This window comes from Spirulina sp. LEGE 11439, from assembly GCF_059821285.1.
Genome location: NZ_JCAMRX010000039.1, coordinates 24,013 through 45,126, shown reverse-complemented (window position 1 = coordinate 45,126; position 21,114 = coordinate 24,013). Strand labels below are relative to the sequence as shown.

Here is a 21,114-nt window from a genome sequence, read left to right as displayed (position 1 = left end):
CAGCCCCTATGAGTACATTAATCTTTTTCAAATATCTAGTATTGTAAATTGCGATCGCGTTTCTGTTTTGATGACTACTGTTTTGATTGCTATTTGATAACGTCTAGTTTTTCATACTGTTTTATGATGCAAAGTTACGCAATTATAGGAACAGGTGCCGTGGGTGGCTATTATGGAGGCTGTTTGCAAAAAGCAGGATTTCCGGTTCACTTTCTCCTACGTCGCGATTACGATCGCGTTAAAGAAAAAGGTTTAATCATTGAGTCAGTTGATGGGGATTTTACTTTACCTCAAGTCAATGCCTACAGCGATCCTCGCAAAATGCCTCAATGTGATATTATTATTGTCGCTTTAAAAACAACTCAAAATCATCTTCTTTCTCAATTACTTACACCTCTTGTTCGAGAAAATAGCATTATCCTTTTCTTGCAAAATGGGATAGATTATGAACGAGAAATTGCAGCCCTATTTCCACAGGCTGTTCTAATGGCAGGATTATGTTTTGTTTGTATCAATAAACTTGGAGCCGGTTATTTTCGCCATCTCGACTATCAAACAGTATCTTTAGCCGAATACGCCCACAACTATCAGCCTTGTGGAATTACAGAAAGAATGGAAGCGATCGCAAATGATTTTACGAAAGCTAATATAAAAACCGTCCTCAAAGAAGACCTATTACAAAGCCGTTGGGAAAAACTGGTTTGGAATATTCCTTACAATAGTTTATCCGTGATTTTAGATGCCACAACACAAGAAATAATGAACGATTGCCACAGTCGTCAACTCGCCGAAGAAATCATGCGAGAAGTTGCGATCGGGGCAAGCCGTTTTCAGCGAGAAATCCCTGACAGTTTTATTGAAACAATGTTATCTTATACTGATGCCATGAAACCTTATTTGACCAGTATGAAATTAGATTATAATTTCAAACGACCTTTAGAAATCGAAGGAATTTTAGGAAATGCTTTAAGAATGGCTAGAGAAAAAGAGATTGAATTGCCTAAAATCTCTTTGCTTTATCGACAACTTAAGTTTTTAGATACTAAAAATAGAGAATTAATAACATAAGTGGTAATTAATGATGAATCAAAAATGTTTGGATTTTGCACTCGCCCGAGAAATTTTTGCAATCCTAAAATGGCAAGCTCGAGACGAACAATTACAACAATTTCAGCAATTATATTCACAAATCCTGCTCAAAAATGAATTGAGTAATTTAACTAGAATTACCGAACCACAAGAATTCCTTGAAAAACATATTTGGGATGCGATCGCAGGAATTGAACCTTTAGAAATACTCGAGAAAGAAGAGGAAACAAAAACAGCGATCGATATTGGCACAGGGGGCGGTTTTCCGGGGATTCCCATCGCGATCGCTTGCCCCAATTATCAAATAACATTACTCGATTCGGTGCGTAAAAAAATGCTGCTTTTAGATGAAATTATCGCAGCATTAAATCTAGCAAATGTCAAGACTTTAAGCGAACGTGCTGAAGCGATCGGACGAGATATCAACCATCGAGAATCTTACGATCTCGTCTCGATCCGAGCGATGGGTTTACCTTCCGTTTGTGCCGAATATGCGTTACCTTTACTCAAATTAGGCGGTACGGCAATTCTCTATCGAGGACAATGGCATGATGAAGAAACAGAACATTTAACTCGGGTTGCCGAGAAATTAGGAGGAGAAATTAAAGAAATTGTATCATTACAAACCCCTTTAACTAACATTATTCGCCATTGCATTTATTTAGAAAAAAAAGAACCAACTCCCGCTCGATATCCGCGTCGAGTTGGCGTTCCTGCTAAAAAACCGCTTTAACAGTTATCAGTTATTAGTTATCAGTTATCAGTCACAACTACTTAATTACTGTTTACTGTTCGCTGTTTACTGTTCGCTGATTTAGTCCCATTTTTCTAACAATTCATTGGCTCGGGCAACTCCTTCAGAATCATTTTGTTGTTGATAAAGGTTGAGAGCGGTTCTTAAAGAGGCGATCGCTTCTTCTGTGCGTCGTCTTTCTTTCAGGGAGAGGGCCAAATTGTAATGAGCTAAGGCATTATTGGGAGCGAGTTCGATGACCCGACGATAAGAAGAAGTGGCCATTAAAAACATATCTCGACTCATCCAAAATGTTCCCACAGCCAAATGAACGTCTGGAGAGTTGGGAGCGAGATAAGAAGCTTGACGAAATGCGTCTTCGGCAGCTTCTTCTTCCCCTTGTGCTTGACGAATTTTCCCAATCTGGATCTGAACTTGAGGATTTTGAGGATCGAGACGCAACACTTCCTCTAAAATTGCTACCCCACTATCGTAATCTCCCTGTTTGAGCAAAGCGACCGCTAAAGGAAGTTTGATTTTGACTTCGCGAGGATATTCTTGCTGGGCTTTCTGTAACAGAGCGATCGCTTGAGGGAGTTGCCCTTGTTCGAGAAGAACGACACCGATGGTACCGTAAATATCGCCGCTATTATCAAAGTTTTGGATGATGCGCTGATAGGTTTGAATCGCTCCATTGCTGTCCCCTAATCGCAATTGCGCGACGGCCAAACCAAGATAGTTATCTTTATTATTGGGAGCGAGGACGATCGCTTGTTGATAAGCAGTTGCTGCGGTTGTATAATCTCCAGTTTTTGCAGCAGCATAACCCAAACCGTAATAAAAATCGGCATTATTCCTCTCGAGTTCTACGGCTCTGCGATAGGCAGTCACCGCAGCCGAGTAGTTTTCTCGATTTGCTTGTAAATAGCCCAACCCAGAGAAAATGCGCGGGTTATTGCGATCCAATTGTGCCGCTTGTTCGTAGACGCGGATCGCCCCGTCATAATTTCCAGCCTCTGACAGTTCCCGACCTTGACGTAAAAGCTGAGTTAATTGTCGGTTGCTGGCATTTTGAGCGAGTAAAAGAGGCTCGGGGGTTGTCGCAGGACTCTCTAGGGAGGACGCTAATGCGATCGCGGGAGTAACAATTGCGATCGCTGAACCCGCTAAAATCGCGCCAACTATTTTGCTGAAAAATTTTATGCTTATCATTCGATTCGTGTGTGTGAGGTAAAGTTCAATGAATCTTAACATCTCTTAGAAATTTGAGATAACACCTCTCGCAAAAAAAAAGCAAGCCGAAGAATAACGGCTTGTTGGCTGAGCTTGCTGCATTGGGAGGAGATGCTTGAGATGTTTGATGCCGTTCCAAACTGCAATAATCTAACAGTCTTGGATGGTTAAATATCTCAAATGTTTTTTCTATGTAAATAAATGTAACAGAAAAATTTCGTTTTTGCAACATTTATTTACAAATTACCCGAATTAGAATTCTGAATCTCGGTCATCAGCTTAGCTTATCCTCCTTGAATGGAGGAAGCGATCGCCTTTTTGGTGTTCATTAACCACTCTTTATTGCAAATATTGATTTAAACAAGCAAGAAAATGTGCTTTAGCATAAGATGGCGTGCATTTAAGTTGCACAGATTACATTAATTCATTTTTGAAGTTGAAAGTATCGTCAAGAATAACTCGATCGCTGGCAAAGTTCTTTTCTTTCTACTTATTTTAATGTTTTTTTCTAGTAGAAAATTATTTTTGATGCTATTTTTTTAAAAATCATATTCTCTTTTTCAAATAAGCCGCCAATATCAACTATTTGACAAAGGCTTAAATTGCGATCGCCTTGAGACTAGGAATAGATAAATATTTTTAATGTCCATGATCTTAGAATGATTCTAAAATTCAATACAAATAAAAAATATTTAATTCTTAAAAACAAAGATAGCTATTTTTGAGCAATCGTTAAAAACCAAATCTTTTGGTTTCTCAATTTAGCCCTTAGAATACAAAGTTTAAATTTATGCTATCTTGATTTTTCTTAAGAAAATTATCTTTTGATTCGCAAAAAACCTTATTTTTCAAGGAATACAGCAACTTTATTTCAAGTCTCAGTCTTGACTTTTATACCTCAATATCCTTCTGATTTGAGAACTACTCAACTGAATTTCAAAAATATCAAACATATAGTTTGCAAGTTTATCTGCAGTCCATTTTTCAAAATCAAGTCCTAATTCTAAAGGATTTTTCTTGGCGATTTCTAAGAGTTTATGATGATATTCATCGGTTATTTTTCTATTATTTCCTTGATGCTTGCGATCTTGTAAACTTGCGATATTATTCGGATCTCCATGAGTACACCAATAAGCAACAGTTCTACGAGAACACCCTAAGAATTCTGCGATTTCAGCTTGAGTTCTACCTTCATTGCGGAGTAAAAATATTAAAATTCTTTCTCTCACTTCTGGATATTGACTATATTTCAATGCTTTTTGTAAATCTTTTTTTTGTGCTGATGTAAGAAAATTCTCGCTCGTCATATTTGGGGATTATGATAATTTTTATTTTGCTTAAGTGAAAGTTAAATATGGTTTTATAGAATTTAATTTTATTAGATTAAATTCCTCTGAGTCTTATTTTAGAAACTTTTCAGTTCGATCTAACTTTAAATTCAGAACCAAGTTCGATGCTAGTAATCAAGAAGAAAAAGCGAATCAACACCAAGGAGGGTGAGTCATGAAAAATTTATTCGTTAAAGGTTTATCTCTGATTTTATTAACTGCTGCGATCGCTCCGACAGCATTAGCGGCTAGCGTGGAAACAAATAACGAAGTTACAGCGAAAGAAACTCAAACTGAACTCATCAAAGCGCGTCGGGAAAGGGAATGGTACGATCGCGAGTCTCGTCGTTTCCGCGAGGAACCCAATGTGCTCAAAGGGACAGATGAAGAGCGGGAATGGTACGAACGCGAATCCTATCGCTTCCAAGAAGAATCCGACGCTCTCAAGCGCCGTCAAAAACGGGAATGGTACGAGCGTGAATCTAATCGCTTCCAAGAAGAACCCGACACTCTCAAGCGCCATCAGAAACGGGAATGGTACGAGCGTGAATCTAATCGCTTCCAAGAAGAATCCGACGCTCTCAAGCGCCATCAGAAACGGGAATGGTACGAACGCGAATCTAATCGCTTCCAAGAAGAATCCGACGCTCTCAAGCACAAAGATAAAGACCGGGAATGGTACGATCGCGAGTCTCATCGTTAATTCATCCTGCGAGATCGAGCAACAAATTCACAGATCGGATAGATAGAACATCTCAAAAAATAGAACATCCTTTAACAGATGTTCTATTTTTTTGTGGTACAACAATAAAGTGATTGAAAAGAGAGTGATTTGTGAAATTTGTTGCGTTAATCTTGTTGTTAGTCTTGTCTTTGACGATCGCCTCTCCGGCTCGGGCTGAATTTTGTCGTCAGCAAGGCGATCGCCAGATTTGCATTCTCCAGATTAAACGCAGTGCGAAAAATTACTGGGAATATCGTGCTAAAGTGAGCATTGATGGTAAAGTCAGACGCACAGAAATTTATAATTGTCGCGATCGCTTGCGGATCGAAAAAAATGGTAAAGTCGTTCCTTTTACCCCTCAAGATGCAGGAGAATATATTTGTAGCTTTTTCCACTAGCGATCGCATTTTGATAAGTAACGAACAGCCTTCCCTTTTTTGATACCTACGATCCTATTTCAACATTGGGACATACCCATTTATTACCAAAACAAACTAGCAGCAATAATACACATAATCATGCCTATAATTCCATCAAGAATTTTCCATGACTTCGGATTTTTGAATATTGGTATTAACATTCTAGCACCATAACCCAAACTAAAAAAGAAGACAAATGAAGCAGACATTGCTCCGAGAGCAAATAATAACCGACTATCAGAGTAATGAGTTGATATAGAGCCGAGTAAAAAAATTGTATCCAAGTATACGTGTGGATTAAGCCATGTAAAAGCAAGACAGACACCAACAATTAACATAAAAGATGTCGCTTCATCAGCAGATGGTTCTAAATACTCCGACGATCTGGCTGCTAACCAAAAACTGCGTATACCATAACCAACAAGAAACAATGCTCCAATATCTCTAGCAACTATTTCTATCCAAGGAGTTTCTTGGACAAGTAAATAAAACCCAGAAACACCCATAGCAATCAATATGGCATCTGATACAGCACAAATAGTACAAACAACAAAAACATATTCTTGTTTTAAACCTTGCCTTAAAACGAAAGCATTTTGAGCACCAATTGCAACGATCAAAGAAAAACTGAGCCATATTCCAGAAACAAAAGCATTCATCTGTACCTATGCCATAAATTGAATAGACCTAACTACATATATCCCATATTCTGCAAATCAATTAAGTCAACCAATAATATTTGGAGTAGGAAGAATAAAAAAACTGAACAATCATTTTGATGCTGTCTTAAATGTAAAGTAATATAAAAAAAATACTTGTGTTCAAGCCAGACAAACTGTTATTATTTCAGGGCATTTCTATAAGTCGGTATTCCACTCTCATACCTAACTAATCAGTGCATCGGTCACTTCCCTTTACCTTGCTAAAAGAGTCATACTTGCTGCCGCTCGATCGTTCATTACTAATGTCATTGAGGATTTTAACCATGTCAAACAATAAAGATTTCTTACCCATATATAATGGTCATCGCCTGTTCTTAGGTTCAAAAGATCTAGTGGTTTCCTTCTACACCGAAAAATGTCAATTTAAGTGTACTTTTTGTTCTCTCCCAAGCCGTTCATCTAATACATCAGTTTCTATTGAAAAAATCATTCAACAGATTGATTGGGTTTTTGAGAAACATAAAAAACGTTTGCCTGAATTGCAACAACTTTCTTTTGGTAATGAAGGTTCAATTTTGGATGAACAACGTTTTCCCAGAATAGCGATGGACTATATATTGAATCAGGCAAAAGTAAAGATTCCCAAGCTAAAAGTTATCTCCTTGGAAACTCGTTTAGAATATCTTAAGCAAGAGGTTATTAGTAATATCCAAAAACAAATGCCAAATACTAAACTGGATCTTACAGTAGGATTGGAGACGCAAGACGATACAATTCGCCGTAACCTAAATAAAGGGATAAGTAAAAAATTTTTTGAAAGTAAAATAGATCTAATCGCAAAACTGAATGCACGTCTGACAGTTTATGTCATGCTCAAGCCATGGCCAACTATGAGTGATACAGAAGCTATAGAAGAGGCTACGAAAACAGTTGATTATTTGAGACAGTTATGTACACCCAGAAATATAGAGTTAATAATCTATTTGAATCCGACATACGTCGCAATTGAATCTGACTTGCAGAAGATGGGACTATTCGATGACTACAAACCTCCTCGTATCCAAGATGTATTTCGAGTCGTTTATGAGACTCATCACAAAGGGACTAAAATTTACACTGGCCTATGGAATGAAGATTTAACAGATCAAAATAATGACTTTACGGGTCGGGAAAGATATGAATCTAAACTTAGGGAAGCTTTGCTTCAATTCAACAAAACTCAAAACCCTGCTTTTCTCTTGTCTGAAGATATTTTGGAGAAGGCAATAGTTTAGTTACTGAAAGTATACAGCAATATTTGCACTCATGTAATTTGAAATTGTTTTTCTGAAACCTTGCGTTGGTAGAGATGCCTCTTATCTATACCAACGCGAAGTACAACTTTAAGTTCTCAGTAAATTGGTTCTTACAGAAAATAAGCGAGACATCGTACACTTAATTACTTGAATTTTTGCTATTTTCTAAGTGCCTTTTAAACTCCTCAAATCTTTCATATATTTCAGGTAATTCTTCACAGGAAAAAGAAATGCAATCTGAAAGATTATTTTGTTGTAAATAGTTAGAAGTTTTTTCACTAAAGCGGACTTTGCTTTCAGTATCATCGATTATCACTCCATCTAATAATGATGCTTTTTTATTCCAGTCTATTGCTTCTTCCAAAGAGATAGAGTTGGGTAGTTCAATTTGAATATTGAAATTTTTGACTCTCACAGGATACCCACCGGGTAGACCTTTCGGACTGACGACATGCGTAAAGTGTTCTTTACCACTAAAAAAATAAGTAAACAAAACTGCTGTCGTTAAATAAGCCAAATGGTCTTGTTCAATTGGAGATATATTAATGATTTTCTGGAGATAAACACTGGAGTTTTCAAGCTCTCTCTCGTTTGCCCATATTTTAGGAGAAGAGGCTTCACCTATTTCTATAGGGCCATAACTTCCCGTACTCGTATGATAATGGTGAGCAAGCATATGTACTTTTGTATTTGAATCAAAACGTTCATCAGATAAAACGCCCGGAATTAAGAAGGCAATATTGCCAACTCCGCATAAAATTTCTAATCCACAAGCCTTTAAAAAAGGATTTACAACGTCAGGATAACAAGCATTAATGATTTGAGTCTCAGCTTCCATTGCTTTGATTATTCTGGCTACTCTCAAGATTAAAAGAGCTTGAAAGGGTAGAGTAATGCCAAAACCTACTTTCTTGAGGAGCAATGTCCATTCAGAACTAGAGTTATAAAATTCCCAAGGAGATTGCAAACTAGCAGTATTAAAGATAACTTTACTGGGATTTTTTTCTAGAGAATGTTGCAGTGTATGATTGCTACTCCAATCGATTGTCCCTGAATAAAATTTAATCCTCGATCCTAAAAAACTGGCGCTCCCATTAGATATTGTTGCAATTTCTTCAGCCCTTTTCTTGTCTCTACTTAAAATTTTGACGCTAAGAGATTCTTTGTAGATGGAAGCAAGATGATAACAAAATCCCTTGGCAAAATGACCAGCACCTATAACTAAAATATCATACTTATCCATGAATAGTTCTCCTCTCATAAACTTTTGCAGACGCGGAAACCAATATTGCGCCCACAAGTATCAGGTGTATCATAAAAGCGTTCTGCACATCTACATAGCGTAGCACTACTTCGATAACTACCACCTCGACGTATTTTGTAAGGTGCATCTTTAACAATCTGGGGAGAGCCGTCGTCAGGTATTCCTAAGTAACTTGGCTGGTAACTATCTTGACACCATTCATATACATTCCCGTGCATATCATAGAGGCCAAAGGCATTCATCTGTTTCTGACCTACAGCATGATGACCGGATCTCCAGCTCTGACCATACCACGCATAGTTGTCAAGAATTTGAGAGTTATTGCCAAAACCGTAATCATCATTGTTTCCGGCTCTACAAGCGTATTCCCACTCTGATTCACTGGGTAAGCGTAGATTAGTTTTGTTGCAAAATTCAATACACTGATACCAAGAAACATTTTCTACAGGATGATTGTCACCTGTTGGGAAGTAAGATGGATTATCATTCATAACCTGCATCCACACTTTTTGAGTGACAAGATATTGGGACATTAGAAAAGGAGAGATTGAAATCCATTTATTGTTGCCATCTGTTCCTTTTATCAGATAGTTTCCTCTAGGAATGAGCACAAATGTAATTGCTGTAGCTATATGCTGGCATTGAAGTAAAGAAAAACTACCGATCTGTGAGATTTGTGTCATTCTACTTAAATCTTGATGTAGTGTAAATATTAAGTATAGAGGCGATCGCCAGATTTGTATTCTCCAGATTAAAGCACAGTGCGAAAAATTACTGGTAATATCGAGCCAAAGTGAGCATCAATGGCTGAGTCAGACCCACAGAAATTTATAGTTGTTGCGATCGCTTTTGTCTTGCCAAAAATAGCAAAAAGCCATCTCTTTTACCTCAGAAGATGCAGGAGAATATATTTGTAGCTTTTTTCAGAAATAGCAATTTCTCCTTGAGCAAATACTCCGATCCCGTCAGAGAAAATCTCTCTAATTTTCCAGATATACTTCTCCTTTCCAAATTTTGTCTTGTAATTGTCGCCATAGTTCGCATTCTTCGGGAGTCACTTTCCCATCAGCATACATGGCGCGTTTGATATTCTGAGATTCTTGGCGAGATAAGCACCCATCGGCTAGAGCGCGTTCGATCGCCTCTTTGACTTTAGTAGCTTCCATGATACGACTACCTCCGCGATCGCAAGTTTATATTTCTCGTTCTAGCACTTTTTCTCTTGAAAAATCCCCTTTTTACTATTTGTAATCTTTCGGTACAAATACTCAATATTGTTAAGTTGTATCCTCAACATTTAGAACAGGTGAGGAAAGCGAGCTTGTGCTTGGAGACATCCATCGCATTATCGCTTGTGTGAATTTCAATTCTGTCGCGATCGCTATCTTTCCATTGAGAAAACATGATACAATAAAAAGTTGCGTCTAAGTTGAGACAACAGCCTCATTGAGAAGCGCAGTATCGAACTTGACTAACTTGTATTCTTTGCAAGTATTCCAGACTTCATATTTCTGACTTGGTGCAGAGATATTCTTTATTGTTCATTGTTCATTGCTCATTGCTCATTGAAATGACTGATTCTATTCGTTTTCTCATGTGTGCCCCCGACCATTATGACGTAGATTATGTCATCAATCCGTGGATGGAAGGCAATATCCATAAATCATCCCGCGATCGCGCCGTCGATCAGTGGCAAAACTTATATCACATTATCAAAGAGCGGGCGATCGTAGACCTGATTCCGGCGGAAAAAGGCTGGCCGGATTTGGTTTTCACCGCCAATGCAGGGTTGCTTTTGGGGAAAAATGTCGTTCTCAGTCGCTTTTTGCACCCAGAACGTCAGGGAGAAGAACCTTATTTTAAAAAATGGTTTGAAGAAAACGGCTATACGGTGTACGAACTCCCCAAGGATTTACCTTTTGAAGGGGCGGGAGATGCCCTCTTAGACCGGGAAGGACGGTGGTTATGGGCGGGATATGGTTTCCGCACGGAACTCGATTCTCATCCTTTATTGGCAAAATGGTTGGATGTTGAAGTCTTATCCTTGCGTTTGGTGGATCCCCGCTTTTATCATCTCGATACTTGTTTCTGTCCTCTTAGTGGCGGTTATTTGCTCTATTATCCTCCCGCTTTTGACTCCTACTCCAATCACATTATCGAACGGCGAGTCGCAGAGGAAAAACGCATTGTTCTCAGCGAAATCGACGCGGTGAATTTTGGCTGTAATTCCGTCAATATTAACAAGACGGTGATTATGAATAAGGCCAGTGAGGAGTTAAAACAACGTTTGACGGGATTCGGGTATGAAGTCGTCGAAACCCCCCTAACAGAATTTCTCAAAGCGGGAGGGGCGGCGAAATGCTTGACTTTGCGAACAACAGAACCAGTGCGGGAAGAACTCCATGCGGTGATTTCCGTGGAAACTCGCACGCTACAACTGCAAGGCCATCTCCTTGATGCAGGAATTATGAACCGCGCCCTCGATATTATTGTCGATCGCGGTGGTAGTTTTAAGGTCCTTAATTTTAGTTTAGGGGCAGAACGGCAAAGCACCTCAACGGCAGAAGTCCGAGTTTCCGCACCCGATCGCGAGGTGATGGAAGATATCGTCACGGATCTGATCGAAATTGGGGCGGTGGATGTACCGGAAGAGGAACGAGATGCGACCTTAGAACCGGTTCCCAGTGAAGGGGTTGCACCAGATGATTTCTATGTCACCACTATTTATCCCACGGAAGTCCGCATTCAAGGGACTTGGGTGCGGTTGCAAAATCAACGCATGGATGGGGCGATCGCAGTGCGAGAATCTTCAACTGGGATCGTTGCGCGGTGCAAGTTGTTGCGAGATCTCGAAGTCGGGGAAAATGTGGTTGTGGGGGTACAGGGTATTCGTACCGTCCGCAAGGTGGAAGATCGCGATCGCGCCGCTTCAACGGAAGAGTTTACCTTTATGGGATCTGGGGTTTCCAGCGAACGTCGGGTAGAATTGGTGGTCGAGAAAATTGCTTGGGAATTGCGACAAATTCGCGATCGCGGCGGTAAAGTTGCGGTAACTGCGGGTCCTGTGGTCATTCATACCGGGGGAAGTCAGCATCTCGCCCGTCTCATTCGGGATGGATACGTGCAGGCTTTATTAGGGGGCAATGCGATCGCCGTCCACGATATCGAACAGTCTCTCATGGGAACGTCCCTCGGGGTGGATATGCAGCAAGGAATCGCCGTGCGCGGAGGACATCGCCATCACTTAAAAACCATTAATATCATCCGTCGTTATGGCAGTATTGCGAAGGCGGTGGAAGCGGGTGTCGTCACGAAAGGGGTGATGTATGAATGCGTGAAACATAATGTCCCCTTCAGTTTGGCGGGATCCATTCGTGATGACGGTCCCCTACCGGATACGCAAATGGATTTGATTAAGGCACAAGAGGACTATTCGCGACTTTTGGAAGGGGTGGAAATGATTCTCATGCTTTCGACTATGCTACATTCCATTGGGGTCGGCAATATGACTCCAGCCGGGGTGAAAATGGTCTGTGTGGATATCAATCCTGCTGTTGTCACTAAGTTAAGCGATCGCGGTTCTGTGGAGTCCGTGGGCATCGTGACGGATGTGGGTTTATTCCTCAGTTTGTTGGTCAAACAATTGGAACAGTTAACCGGTCCTTATTTGGTTGGGTAATTGTAATTTGAGAGAATGGCGATCGCTTTTATTGAGGCGATCGCCTACCCGATCGCGAATGTAGTCAATGAATTTCAGACAAACCAAGGTAATGTTGCTTTCTGACAACGCGATCGCTATAGTTTAAATATCTGAATCTTGTAACATTAGTGAATTTACAAACATTGCCTCTCAATCCTAAAAAACTCGAAGAATTAATCAAGCAAGCTAGGCATTATAATATCTCTCCAATCTATCTTTCTCAATACATACCAGAGGTGCGACAAAAACATCATCCTTTGACCTCTCTTTTAGTTGAGTTAATAGATGAAGTTTGTGAATGTCTCTCGGTATGTCAAGCAGATGAAGACGATCCAAATTACATTGGTTTGACTGTTGTGGAACGAAATAAGAATTCATTATTTGAGCAGACTTGTAGTCTCGATCGCACTGAATTCAATTGGAGTTATCGTAATGATATAAAAACATTTGAAATCGAGGAAATTTCAAGTGATAACTATACATTTGAACCTTATTACTTTAATCGATATGTACATAGTGAGCGTGATATTAAAATAAAAGTATTTCGACACTTGGACAGAGCAGTTAAGGTATATCTTAAGGATAGTTATCAAAACAGAAAAAATACTTTCATGCCGAAAGAGTTAAAGAGTCATTCTAAAGTCAAACTTTGGCGTATTGATGGTGACATAAATTTAGGGATTTGGAGCGAACTTATTTCACTCTTTTTCAAATATAATGAGATGATCCTCAAATATTTTGATCCTGAAAAATTTGAGCAGGTGTTTGACTTACGAGTCCGTGATTTTGAGGCATGGAAGCTTTCTCAAGCGGAAAATATAGACAGCACCTAACCATTAGACAGCAACAAAATTGAGAAACGATCGCACCAACTCATTATTGAATTTTAGCGATCGCACTCCTGTTGTTAAAATAAACAGATGGTAGCGATCGCGTTTCCTCCGCAATAAGTCAGCATAGCCAAATTTTTCATCGCATCTCAAACAAGGAGATTCTCAAATGCCATTAGCCGAACTCATATCACAAATCCAGACACTGCCAAAAATTGATAAGCTTCGGCTGATGCAGTTTCTGGCAACAGAACTGATTAAAGAAGAAGATGCAAACTTCTTTGTTGCAAACCAAGAATATCCTGTTTGGTCGCCCTACAACTGCTCTGAGGCTGCCAATATTTTAATGAATCTTCTGGCAACAAAACAACAATCGCAAGATGGTTGACGCTCAAAAATTTCCCTACAAAATTATCGATCGCAATCTTGGTCTGGTCGATAGAATGGCGTATTTGCCCTTGACACTTAGCCTTAACGATCGAATCTCAAACACCGAAGGCTTATTAGATACAGGTGCAAGCGTTAATGTTTTGCCCTACGAGTTGGGACTGGAATTAGGCTTAATCTGGGAAGAGGAAACACTTTCAGTGGTGTTAGCAGGGAACTTAGCTCAATTTGAAGCTCGCGCAGTTATTGTTAATGCTCGAGTCAGTTCATTCCCGACAGTTAATCTAGCATTTGCTTGGACACAAGCAACCAATGTGCCTTTGATCTTGGGACAGGCTAATTTCTTCTTTGAGTTTGATGTCTGTTTCTTTCGTGCGCGTTCTGAATTTGAAGTTCGTCCTAAGCAACGTGAATAGCATCTGCCGATAACAAAAGGGCAATTAACGCCCCTAATTTAGTTTATCGCGCCACCAACAAAGCAACGGTGTAGGCGGCAATTCCTTTTTCTTGTCCCACTGCGTCTAACTTTTCATTCGTCGTTGCTTTAATGCTAATACGATCGCACTCAATATTGAGAGTTTTGGCTAAGGTTTCTCGCATCTGAGGTAAATGGGGCTTTAACTTCGGACGTTCGGCAATAACCGTCGCATCAATATTACCAATCTGCCAACCTTTAGAGAGAATTAATTCATTGACTTTTGCTAATAAAACCAAACTATTTGCCCCTTTCCATTGGGGATCCGAAGGGGGAAAATAATGACCGATATCTCCCAAGGCTAATGCCCCTAACATGGCATCCATAATCGCATGAGTCAGCGCATCAGCATCGCTGTGGCCCAATAAACCGACCTCGTGAGGAATTTCTATTCCTCCTAAAATTAACGCCCTTTTGGGAGCGAGTTGATGGATATCATACCCATTACCAATACGAATATTCATTTCAGTTATCAGTTATCAGTGAACAGTTATCAGTGAGTACGATCGCGCCATAATAATAACCCGGCTAAAACCATCGGTGGGACGGAAATCGCGATCGCAGCATTAAAAGAAGTCGGGGCGATCGCGAAAAAAGGGGCAACATATTTAATGAATGCGGAAATTAATCCCGAAAGGATCAGGATTTTAAATAGAAAAATAACTTGATTTTGCATTATTAATTATCGACTCCTGCATGATAGGAACTGCGAACCAACGGACCGGAACGAACATGAGAAAATCCTAGAGAATGGGCAGTTTCTCCCAAGCGATCGAACTCCTCGGGAGTCCAATATTTACGAACGGGTAAATGTTCTAAGGAAGGGCGCATATACTGCCCTAATGTGAGGCGATCGCAGCCCACTCCTCGCAAATCTTCCATCGCTTGTACTATCTCCTCCTCACTTTCTCCATGACCCAACATTAAACCCGATTTGGTAGCGATCGCCCCATCTATTTCCTTGACCCAACGCAACACCGCTAAAGAGCGATCGTACTTTGCCCCCCGACGCACGGGAGCTTGCAATCGCTTCACGGTCTCGATATTGTGATTGTAACAGGCTGGCTGAGCTTCCACGACCCTCGCTACCCGCTCTTTCTGGGCAGCTTCACCGCCTTTCCCTCCCCAAAAATCCGGCGTGAGAACTTCAATTTGCGTCTCGGGGTTGAGTTGGCGAATGGCGGTCATGGTTTTTAAAAACCACCCCGATCCCCCATCCGGTAGATCGTCTCGCGCTACTGATGTGAGAACCACATAGCGCAATGCCAATAATTTTACGGCCTCGGCCACCTTCCTCGGTTCTTCAGGATCTAAAGGCATCGGCGAATGTCTCTTATCCACTTGACAAAATGCACAAGCACGGGTACAAGTTCGCCCCATTAACAAAAATGTCGCCGTTTTTTGGGCATAGCATTCTCCTCGGTTGGGACATCTCCCTTCCTCGCAAATGGTGTGGATCTGTCGCTGCTTAATAATTCTTTGTACAGTGGAAATTTCGCTGGCCTTCCCCAAAGGACGGCGCAACCACTGAGGGAGGGTGGTAATTTCCTCTCGCCACTGTTTAACTGTGGCGGGAATTTCAAGGCGATCGGGCATGAGAGTCAAATTCACGTCTATTTGCTCTCATTGTAAACGTCAGAGACTCTTATCTTGTGGCAAAATAGTGTTTTCAGTGCGATCGCGGACATTCGCGACCTGCCCTTTTCCCAGAGACTAAACTGAGTTAACATCAGTTTATCTGCTTTATTCGCCTCTCAAGGAGTCAGTTGTGGCCAGTCAAAAGATCCTCGTTATTGATGACAGCCGGGTTATCCGACGCATGGTTAAAGATATGCTCCCTGTGGGTAATGTGGAAGTGATTGAAGCAAAAGATGGAAATGAAGGATTAGAAAAGGTTCGCCAAGCTAATCCCACTTTAATCATGCTGGATTTTTTGCTCCCGAAAAAAAGTGGTTGGGAGGTCTACCAAGAAATTCAGAAAGATGCAAAACTGCGGTTCATTCCTTTAATGTTAATGTCCGGGCGCAAGGAAGAAGTCACGGAGAAATTACCGGAACCTTTTCAGTATTTTGCTTTTGTCGAAAAGCCTTTTGAAAAGAAACAATTAGCAGCAGCAATTAAAGAGGCTATTCAAAAGGCCAATAAACATAAAAAGGAAAAGCCTGCGACCGAAACAAAACAATCTGCTACGGTTGCGGCTGTACCTCAAAATATGGTAGGTGCGGCGGTTTCTCATGCAGAAGTTGAAGATATGAAACTTCGCATGGCCAAAATGCAAAAGGAAATCAATACGCTCAAACAACAAATGACTAAATTGATTACTTTTATCAAACAAAAATTGAAGTAACAATTAACGGATATCTTCTCACTCATTAGGAATGAGAAAATGAGGAAGGCGATCGCAGCGATCGCCTTTTATCCTTTTTGGTGTTATGATAAAACTTAACAATTCTTAACTTTTTTTAGATTATGTTGCCTCAAGCTCACTCTTTACCTGCAATTAGTACTGCTATTTTACTGACGACTTTTTTTGCGATCGCCTTGGGATTTATCTTCAAGGATATGTTGGAATATCAAGTCGATTTCTGGGCAAAAAATCGTAAAACGCAAGAAAAAATTAATTACAAAAAACCTCAATTATTGATATCTTATCTAGGACTCACTTTTTTTCTAACCTTGTTTGTTGGAGAGTGTCTCTCTGTGTTCAAAATTGGGAATAATTTTGCTGGCGGCCTTGCCCTCGTTGTCGTCCTACCGACGGCTTTATTAATGTGGGTGCAACTCGGATCGATGTTAGAGTTACTATCGCGAGGGGGTTCGGAAGCAATTTCTATTGATACTTATTTGGAAGAAAAAATTGCGAATGCAACAGTGAAAAAATAATGACTGAAAAATTATTTTTGTCTTCTCGTGTCATTCCCTTTTTTTGTATTATAATGTAATACGACTTGCAAAAAGGGAGCGATCGTGCTGAGTGAATCTCGCTTGCGGAAAATTAGCAAATATTTAAGCTACCATCTACGACACCGACCCGAGGAATTGGGTTTAGAACTCGAAGTAGGGGGGTGGATAGAGGTCACTCGACTCCTTACGGCTTGTTGTCAAAAGAGGTTTCTAATTCAACCGGTTGAATTAGAAGAAGTTGTCGATCGCAACGACAAAAAGCGCTTTTCTTTCAATGAAGATGGCAGTAAAATTCGTGCCAATCAGGGTCATAGCGTTAAGATTGACTTACAGTTAGAACCTCAGATTCCTCCTTCTGTATTGTATCACGGCACGGGACATAAAGCCGTTCAAACTATTTTCAAAGAAGGGTTATTAAAAATGTCTCGCCATCACGTTCATTTATCCAGCGATCGGGGAATGGCAAAAAAAGTCGGTCAGCGTCATGGGAAACCCATTATTTTTCAAATTGATACCGAAGCTATGCAGAAAGCTGGATATGTATTTTATCTTACCGATAATGGTGTTTGGTTAGTCGATCGCATTCCTCCAGAATATTTAACCCAATTGTAAAATATTGAACTTAAATAAATATGAATTCAGGATATTGGCAAGAGGATAATAATTATAACAACCCGCAACAAAGTCAAGGTTTATTAGGGGCGGGATGGCGACCTTTAGAGCGTAATTTTGACTTTAATTATTTCTCTTATTTAGTCCAGAACGATCCTTGGGAAGTGGCACAAAAAGCCTTAGATTGCGCCAGCGATCTTGCGGATGCTGTCGGACGTAATAATTATGCGTGGTGGGCAAATATTCTCAATTTATTTTCTGAAAAAACCCAAGGTCAATTTAACGAATTCTGGGAATATATTACCCCTGCACCGCCTTTTCCCGATAATCGTAATGGGGAAGTTTTAAGCGTAGAAACTCCTGTGGTACAAATGGTCAATCGCCACAGTATTCCCATTGATTTTGCCCTCAATCGCTTACAAGAAATTACCCTATTTAAAATCTTAGATTTATTAGGAAAACCGGATACTATTCTGCAACATTATTTGGATCGCTATTTTTATTATCCAGTCGATCGCTTTGTTAATTGGGAGCGATTGGAAGTTTTGGGAACGATTTATGTTTACTGGGCAAAATATAAGGTTTGGCTAGAAATCTATTCTTATGAAAGAGGGCGACGAACTTATACTTTAATTGCCAAGGATATTACCTCCCTCGTCAACAAAGCAACTTATAATTTAGCCGTTGTTCTTAGTGGCTATCAGAGTCGAGTAGGACAAGTGCAAAGCGAATATGCAATTCGTTCTTTTCCTCAAGAGATTCAAGGGTTTACCGACAAAGTACAACAGGAAATTATGACCCGCGATCGCTTGGCGGTATTATTACAAGGAGAACCGGGAACGGGAAAAACAGCATGGACGCAAGCCGTAGCTAAGGAAATTTTAGTACCGTTAGGGTATACCATTTTTATTCTCGACCATGATGCGATCGAAAACTTTGTTCCTCCCAGTTATTTAGAGCGAATTTGTTTAATTGTCAATGAAGCTGACAATTTAGCACAAGATCGCAGTAGCCTTCCTGCTCAAAATAGCAACAAAACCGAGCATATTTTAAGTTTATTGGATGGGACATTATATCGCAGCGTGATTGATGAATCTCGCAGCCAAACCCAACAAAAATTAGTTGTTCTCTTAACTTGTAACACAACCCAACGACTCGATCCGGCAATCCTACGCAAAGGGCGCATTGACTTAATTGGTGAATTCCTGCACAAATTTGTTTGATATCGCATTATTATCCTATCCCATGACATTTCTCAATTTGAGCGAGCAACTGTTCCCAATTCTGGGGCGTTGGTAAACAAGCCAACCCTTTACAAACCAAACCGATCGCATTTTCAGGGACTTTTTCTTCAACTTGATAAACACTCTTGGGAAAATACCGGGTAGCGAGTTGAGCAACGCGATCGCTGGTCGTCCGAATCAGCGTAGAATGCAAATACCAATCTAACCCCAAAAACAAACTCGGGCAGGCTTGGGGAGACTCTTTCATCACGGGACTAAAAGCCTGCAAAACTGCCTCTGCTCGCTCTAAATAACTGATATTATCGGTTAATAATCCCAAGCGCACTAAATTTGCCACCGCGATCCCATTAGCCGCAGGGGTGGCATTATCAATATAGCTGCGTTCTCGAATTAATAAATCCTCGCTTGCATCCATTGGTGCATTGTAATAGCCTCCCATTTCTACACTCCAGAGAAACTCATCAAACTCCTCCTGTATTCGTATCGCTTCTTCTAACCAAATCCCCTTGGTTTCTCCCATTATCGCACAAGCGCGATCGCAGTCTAATAAGGCTTTAATAAACAGGGCGTAATCTTCCGACTGTGCTAAAACTCGCGCTTTTCCTTCATAATTTAAGCGATGAAAACGTCCATTCACCCACTGATGCTCTAAAATAAATTGAGTAGCACTTTGAGCTAATTCCCAAGCGATCGGGTTTTTAAAAACCTGATAAACCTGCGCCAACCCCGAAATGGTTAGACTATTCCAAGCTGCAATCATTTTCGGGTCGGTCACTGCGGGAATGCGTCCTTTCCATTGGGTCGTTTTTGCTTCCTGATTATCCCGTGCGGGAGGAAAAGTCGCGATCGCATCTATTGACTCCCCATAACGCGCCAAAAATAGCCGAGAAAGTGCCTTCTCGCTGGTTGCCGACAACTTACCTCCTCCCCGACGCTGTAAGACGTTCTTGCCTTCAAAATTGCCCGCAGAACTTACAGTAAAGTCAGACTCTAATGACTCTAATTCTGCGGGATCGAGAAGTTGTTGCAATTCAGTATAAGTCCACACATAAAACGCCCCTTCCTCGGGTTCGACATTTTCAGGAGTCTCGAAACTATCCGCATCTTGTGCCGCATAAAAATATCCTTGTGGTGCAACCATCTCCCGTTGCAACCATGCGATCGTTCCTTCTACTGCACGCAAATATGCAGATTCCTCTATCCCTGCATTCCACAAAGAAGCCAAATAAGCCAAAATCTGCCCATTATCGTAGAGCATCTTCTCAAAATGCGGCACCGTCCAAGTAGCATCCACGGTATAGCGATGAAACCCTCCTGCTACATGGTCGTAAATGCCGCCCAAAGCGAGATCGTCCCCTCGTTGTTGGGCAATTTGTTTCGCCTCTTCCTGCTGTTGAAAGCGGCTTCCTTGTACCACCAAATCTGCATAGGGAATCATGGGAAAATTGGGAGATCCCGGATCGTTGCGATCGACAATGCGAGAACTCACTTCAATTCCTGTTGGCAATAATGTTTCTGTGAGATTATCTTCAGGGGTTGAGGGAAGTAACGTCGATCGCTGCAAAATGTTAAACATTTCAGTTTTAACCCCTTGCAACTTCTCCTTTTCCATCTTGTAAAAATTGTCAATCCCTTGGAGAATATCGAGAAAACTCGGACGACCAAAACGGGGTTCTACGGGAAAGTAAGTCCCCCCATAAAAAGGAATGCGATCGCCCGGGGTTAAGAAAATATTCAGCGGCCACCCTCCTTGTCCCGTCATAGCCTGTAGCGCCTGCATATAGATACTATCAATATCCGGTCTTTCCTCGCGATCGACCTTAATGGGGACAAAATTGGCATTCATGTATTGCGCGATCGCTTCATCAGAAAAAGCCTCCCCCTCCATCACCGTACACCAGTGACAACTCGAATAACCGATCGACAAAAAGATGGGCTTATCTTCCGTCTTCGCTTTATTTAAAGCTTCTTCACACCACGACCACCAATCAATGGGATTTTCTGCGTGCTTGCGGAGATAGAGACTTTCAGATTGAGAAAGGCGATTAGTCATTTCAATGGGTAATGAGCGATGAACGGCGAACAGTCACGGCGATCTAGATGGTGAATTGTTGCGTTCAGTTTATCGCGAGGTGAGTAAGAACGGAAAAGAATATAAAGTTTTTCTGTCCTAGGGTATAACTCGCTACAAAAATTGCTACAACTATATGAAAGA

Annotated in this window: 24 protein-coding genes; 13 read left to right on the top strand and 11 right to left on the bottom strand. The window is 40.8% G+C overall.

From position 1 onward, the window contains the following. Nucleotides 1-123 precede the first annotated feature (123 nt). The gene (locus AC6RV6_RS21530) at nt 124-1,068 is read left to right on the top strand and encodes a putative 2-dehydropantoate 2-reductase (RefSeq protein ID WP_500242933.1); all 945 of its coding nucleotides are present in this window, start codon (nt 124-126) and stop codon (nt 1,066-1,068) included. A 13-nt stretch (nt 1,069-1,081) separates the two neighbouring features. Next, complete coding sequence (rsmG, locus tag AC6RV6_RS21525) at nt 1,082-1,822, top strand: 16S rRNA (guanine(527)-N(7))-methyltransferase RsmG (RefSeq protein ID WP_500242951.1); 741 nt, start codon at nt 1,082-1,084, stop codon at nt 1,820-1,822. Nucleotides 1,823-1,903: 81 nt separating this feature from the next. Here rsmG and AC6RV6_RS21520 read toward each other — a convergent pair whose 3' ends face one another. Both AC6RV6_RS21520 and AC6RV6_RS21515 read right to left on the bottom strand, forming a co-directional pair. Continuing rightward, nucleotides 1,904-3,034: a tetratricopeptide repeat protein gene (locus AC6RV6_RS21520; RefSeq protein ID WP_500242932.1), complete on the bottom strand. Its 1,131-nt coding sequence runs from the start codon at nt 3,032-3,034 to the stop codon at nt 1,904-1,906. Nucleotides 3,035-3,933: 899 nt separating this feature from the next. Continuing rightward, nucleotides 3,934-4,362, bottom strand: a complete 429-nt coding sequence (locus AC6RV6_RS21515; protein ID WP_500242931.1) for a helix-turn-helix domain-containing protein — start codon at nt 4,360-4,362, stop codon at nt 3,934-3,936. A gap of 196 nt (nt 4,363-4,558) precedes the next feature. Between AC6RV6_RS21515 and AC6RV6_RS21510 the strand changes: the two genes are divergently transcribed. Together AC6RV6_RS21510 and AC6RV6_RS21505 are read left to right on the top strand one after the other, a co-directional pair. After that, a complete protein-coding gene (locus AC6RV6_RS21510) occupies nt 4,559-5,086 on the top strand; it encodes a hypothetical protein (protein WP_500242930.1) in 528 nt (175 codons plus the stop codon). 131 nt (nt 5,087-5,217) lie between these two features. Continuing rightward, nucleotides 5,218-5,505, top strand: coding sequence for a hypothetical protein (locus tag AC6RV6_RS21505; protein WP_500242929.1), 288 nt, complete (start codon nt 5,218-5,220; stop codon nt 5,503-5,505). Between the two features lie 83 nt (nt 5,506-5,588). Here the strand turns inward: AC6RV6_RS21505 and AC6RV6_RS21500 are convergent, their stop codons facing one another. Beyond that, complete coding sequence (locus AC6RV6_RS21500; RefSeq protein ID WP_500242928.1) at nt 5,589-6,185, bottom strand: LysE/ArgO family amino acid transporter; 597 nt, start codon at nt 6,183-6,185, stop codon at nt 5,589-5,591. A gap of 326 nt (nt 6,186-6,511) precedes the next feature. On the opposite strand from AC6RV6_RS21500, the gene AC6RV6_RS21495 reads away from it, so the two are divergent. Beyond that, the gene (locus AC6RV6_RS21495) at nt 6,512-7,462 is read left to right on the top strand and encodes a hypothetical protein (protein WP_500242927.1); all 951 of its coding nucleotides are present in this window, start codon (nt 6,512-6,514) and stop codon (nt 7,460-7,462) included. Nucleotides 7,463-7,622: 160 nt separating this feature from the next. Here AC6RV6_RS21495 and AC6RV6_RS21490 read toward each other — a convergent pair whose 3' ends face one another. The 3 genes from AC6RV6_RS21490 to AC6RV6_RS21480 all read right to left on the bottom strand — a co-directional run bounded on the left by AC6RV6_RS21490 (nt 7,623) and on the right by AC6RV6_RS21480 (nt 9,913). Further along, complete coding sequence (locus AC6RV6_RS21490) at nt 7,623-8,726, bottom strand: hypothetical protein (protein ID WP_500242926.1); 1,104 nt, start codon at nt 8,724-8,726, stop codon at nt 7,623-7,625. 14 nt (nt 8,727-8,740) lie between these two features. Then, entirely contained in the window at nt 8,741-9,430 is a 690-nt protein-coding gene (locus AC6RV6_RS21485) for a formylglycine-generating enzyme family protein (protein ID WP_500242925.1), read from the bottom strand. 297 nt (nt 9,431-9,727) lie between these two features. Next, nucleotides 9,728-9,913 (bottom strand): hypothetical protein, encoded by a 186-nt coding sequence (locus tag AC6RV6_RS21480; protein ID WP_500242924.1) that lies wholly within the window; start codon nt 9,911-9,913, stop codon nt 9,728-9,730. Between the two features lie 404 nt (nt 9,914-10,317). Here AC6RV6_RS21480 and argZ point away from each other — a divergent pair, with 404 nt between their 5' ends. Next, entirely contained in the window at nt 10,318-12,426 is a 2,109-nt protein-coding gene (gene argZ / locus AC6RV6_RS21475; protein WP_500242923.1) for a bifunctional arginine dihydrolase/ornithine cyclodeaminase, read from the top strand. Between the two features lie 149 nt (nt 12,427-12,575). Beyond that, nucleotides 12,576-13,280 carry a hypothetical protein gene (locus AC6RV6_RS21470; RefSeq protein WP_500242922.1) on the top strand — a complete coding sequence of 235 codons (705 nt, stop codon included), beginning with the start codon at nt 12,576-12,578 and terminating at the stop codon, nt 13,278-13,280. A 3-nt stretch (nt 13,281-13,283) separates the two neighbouring features. Here the strand turns inward: AC6RV6_RS21470 and AC6RV6_RS21465 are convergent, their stop codons facing one another. Beyond that, complete coding sequence (locus AC6RV6_RS21465; RefSeq protein ID WP_500242921.1) at nt 13,284-13,430, bottom strand: hypothetical protein; 147 nt, start codon at nt 13,428-13,430, stop codon at nt 13,284-13,286. 16 nt (nt 13,431-13,446) lie between these two features. Between AC6RV6_RS21465 and AC6RV6_RS21460 the strand changes: the two genes are divergently transcribed. Together AC6RV6_RS21460 and AC6RV6_RS21455 are read left to right on the top strand one after the other, a co-directional pair. Further along, entirely contained in the window at nt 13,447-13,665 is a 219-nt protein-coding gene (locus tag AC6RV6_RS21460) for a hypothetical protein (protein ID WP_500242920.1), read from the top strand. Further along, nucleotides 13,658-14,080 carry an aspartyl protease family protein gene (locus tag AC6RV6_RS21455; protein ID WP_500242919.1) on the top strand — a complete coding sequence of 141 codons (423 nt, stop codon included), beginning with the start codon at nt 13,658-13,660 and terminating at the stop codon, nt 14,078-14,080. Before AC6RV6_RS21460 ends, AC6RV6_RS21455 begins: the two co-directional genes overlap by 8 nt. Nucleotides 14,081-14,123: 43 nt before the next feature. On the opposite strand, the gene ispF is transcribed toward AC6RV6_RS21455, so the two are convergent. Genes ispF through lipA form a run of 3 tightly spaced genes read right to left on the bottom strand, consistent with a single transcriptional unit; the run spans nt 14,124 to nt 15,735 of the window. After that, nucleotides 14,124-14,603 carry a 2-C-methyl-D-erythritol 2,4-cyclodiphosphate synthase gene (ispF, locus tag AC6RV6_RS21450; RefSeq protein WP_500242918.1) on the bottom strand — a complete coding sequence of 160 codons (480 nt, stop codon included), beginning with the start codon at nt 14,601-14,603 and terminating at the stop codon, nt 14,124-14,126. Between the two features lie 29 nt (nt 14,604-14,632). Then, nucleotides 14,633-14,815, bottom strand: a complete 183-nt coding sequence (locus AC6RV6_RS21445; protein ID WP_500242917.1) for a hypothetical protein — start codon at nt 14,813-14,815, stop codon at nt 14,633-14,635. 2 nt (nt 14,816-14,817) lie between these two features. Beyond that, nucleotides 14,818-15,735: a lipoyl synthase gene (lipA, locus tag AC6RV6_RS21440; RefSeq protein WP_500242950.1), complete on the bottom strand. Its 918-nt coding sequence runs from the start codon at nt 15,733-15,735 to the stop codon at nt 14,818-14,820. A gap of 172 nt (nt 15,736-15,907) precedes the next feature. Here lipA and AC6RV6_RS21435 point away from each other — a divergent pair, with 172 nt between their 5' ends. From AC6RV6_RS21435 to AC6RV6_RS21420, 4 genes are all read left to right on the top strand, one after another. Beyond that, a complete protein-coding gene (locus AC6RV6_RS21435) occupies nt 15,908-16,486 on the top strand; it encodes a response regulator (RefSeq protein ID WP_500242916.1) in 579 nt (192 codons plus the stop codon). Between the two features lie 122 nt (nt 16,487-16,608). Then, nucleotides 16,609-17,022: a hypothetical protein gene (locus AC6RV6_RS21430; protein ID WP_500242915.1), complete on the top strand. Its 414-nt coding sequence runs from the start codon at nt 16,609-16,611 to the stop codon at nt 17,020-17,022. A gap of 87 nt (nt 17,023-17,109) precedes the next feature. Continuing rightward, complete coding sequence (locus AC6RV6_RS21425) at nt 17,110-17,655, top strand: RNA 2'-phosphotransferase (protein ID WP_500242949.1); 546 nt, start codon at nt 17,110-17,112, stop codon at nt 17,653-17,655. A 20-nt stretch (nt 17,656-17,675) separates the two neighbouring features. Next, the gene (locus AC6RV6_RS21420; RefSeq protein WP_500242914.1) at nt 17,676-18,878 is read left to right on the top strand and encodes an AAA family ATPase; all 1,203 of its coding nucleotides are present in this window, start codon (nt 17,676-17,678) and stop codon (nt 18,876-18,878) included. Nucleotides 18,879-18,888: 10 nt separating this feature from the next. On the opposite strand, the gene AC6RV6_RS21415 is transcribed toward AC6RV6_RS21420, so the two are convergent. Next, nucleotides 18,889-20,952, bottom strand: a complete 2,064-nt coding sequence (locus AC6RV6_RS21415; protein ID WP_500242913.1) for a thioredoxin domain-containing protein — start codon at nt 20,950-20,952, stop codon at nt 18,889-18,891. Between the last annotated feature and the right edge of the window lie 162 nt (nt 20,953-21,114).

Bases quoted from the DNA above. Each gene is read 5' to 3' on its own strand.
- AC6RV6_RS21515 (WP_500242931.1), bottom strand. From the start codon at position 4,362: ATGACGAGCGAGAATTTTCTTACATCAGCACAAAAAAAAGATTTACAA.
- AC6RV6_RS21430 (WP_500242915.1), top strand. From the start codon at position 16,609: ATGTTGCCTCAAGCTCACTCTTTACCTGCAATTAGTACTGCTATTTTA.
- AC6RV6_RS21420 (WP_500242914.1), top strand. From the start codon at position 17,676: ATGAATTCAGGATATTGGCAAGAGGATAATAATTATAACAACCCGCAA.
- AC6RV6_RS21455 (WP_500242919.1), top strand. From the start codon at position 13,658: ATGGTTGACGCTCAAAAATTTCCCTACAAAATTATCGATCGCAATCTT.
- AC6RV6_RS21490 (WP_500242926.1), bottom strand. From the start codon at position 8,726: ATGGATAAGTATGATATTTTAGTTATAGGTGCTGGTCATTTTGCCAAG.
- AC6RV6_RS21520 (WP_500242932.1), bottom strand. From the start codon at position 3,034: ATGATAAGCATAAAATTTTTCAGCAAAATAGTTGGCGCGATTTTAGCG.
- AC6RV6_RS21485 (WP_500242925.1), bottom strand. From the start codon at position 9,430: ATGACACAAATCTCACAGATCGGTAGTTTTTCTTTACTTCAATGCCAG.
- rsmG (WP_500242951.1), top strand. From the start codon at position 1,082: ATGAATCAAAAATGTTTGGATTTTGCACTCGCCCGAGAAATTTTTGCA.
- AC6RV6_RS21415 (WP_500242913.1), bottom strand. From the start codon at position 20,952: ATGACTAATCGCCTTTCTCAATCTGAAAGTCTCTATCTCCGCAAGCAC.
- AC6RV6_RS21480 (WP_500242924.1), bottom strand. From the start codon at position 9,913: ATGGAAGCTACTAAAGTCAAAGAGGCGATCGAACGCGCTCTAGCCGAT.
- lipA (WP_500242950.1), bottom strand. From the start codon at position 15,735: ATGCCCGATCGCCTTGAAATTCCCGCCACAGTTAAACAGTGGCGAGAG.
- AC6RV6_RS21530 (WP_500242933.1), top strand. From the start codon at position 124: ATGATGCAAAGTTACGCAATTATAGGAACAGGTGCCGTGGGTGGCTAT.
- AC6RV6_RS21500 (WP_500242928.1), bottom strand. From the start codon at position 6,185: ATGAATGCTTTTGTTTCTGGAATATGGCTCAGTTTTTCTTTGATCGTT.
- AC6RV6_RS21510 (WP_500242930.1), top strand. From the start codon at position 4,559: ATGAAAAATTTATTCGTTAAAGGTTTATCTCTGATTTTATTAACTGCT.
- argZ (WP_500242923.1), top strand. From the start codon at position 10,318: ATGACTGATTCTATTCGTTTTCTCATGTGTGCCCCCGACCATTATGAC.
- AC6RV6_RS21445 (WP_500242917.1), bottom strand. From the start codon at position 14,815: ATGCAAAATCAAGTTATTTTTCTATTTAAAATCCTGATCCTTTCGGGA.
- ispF (WP_500242918.1), bottom strand. From the start codon at position 14,603: ATGAATATTCGTATTGGTAATGGGTATGATATCCATCAACTCGCTCCC.
- AC6RV6_RS21495 (WP_500242927.1), top strand. From the start codon at position 6,512: ATGTCAAACAATAAAGATTTCTTACCCATATATAATGGTCATCGCCTG.
- AC6RV6_RS21460 (WP_500242920.1), top strand. From the start codon at position 13,447: ATGCCATTAGCCGAACTCATATCACAAATCCAGACACTGCCAAAAATT.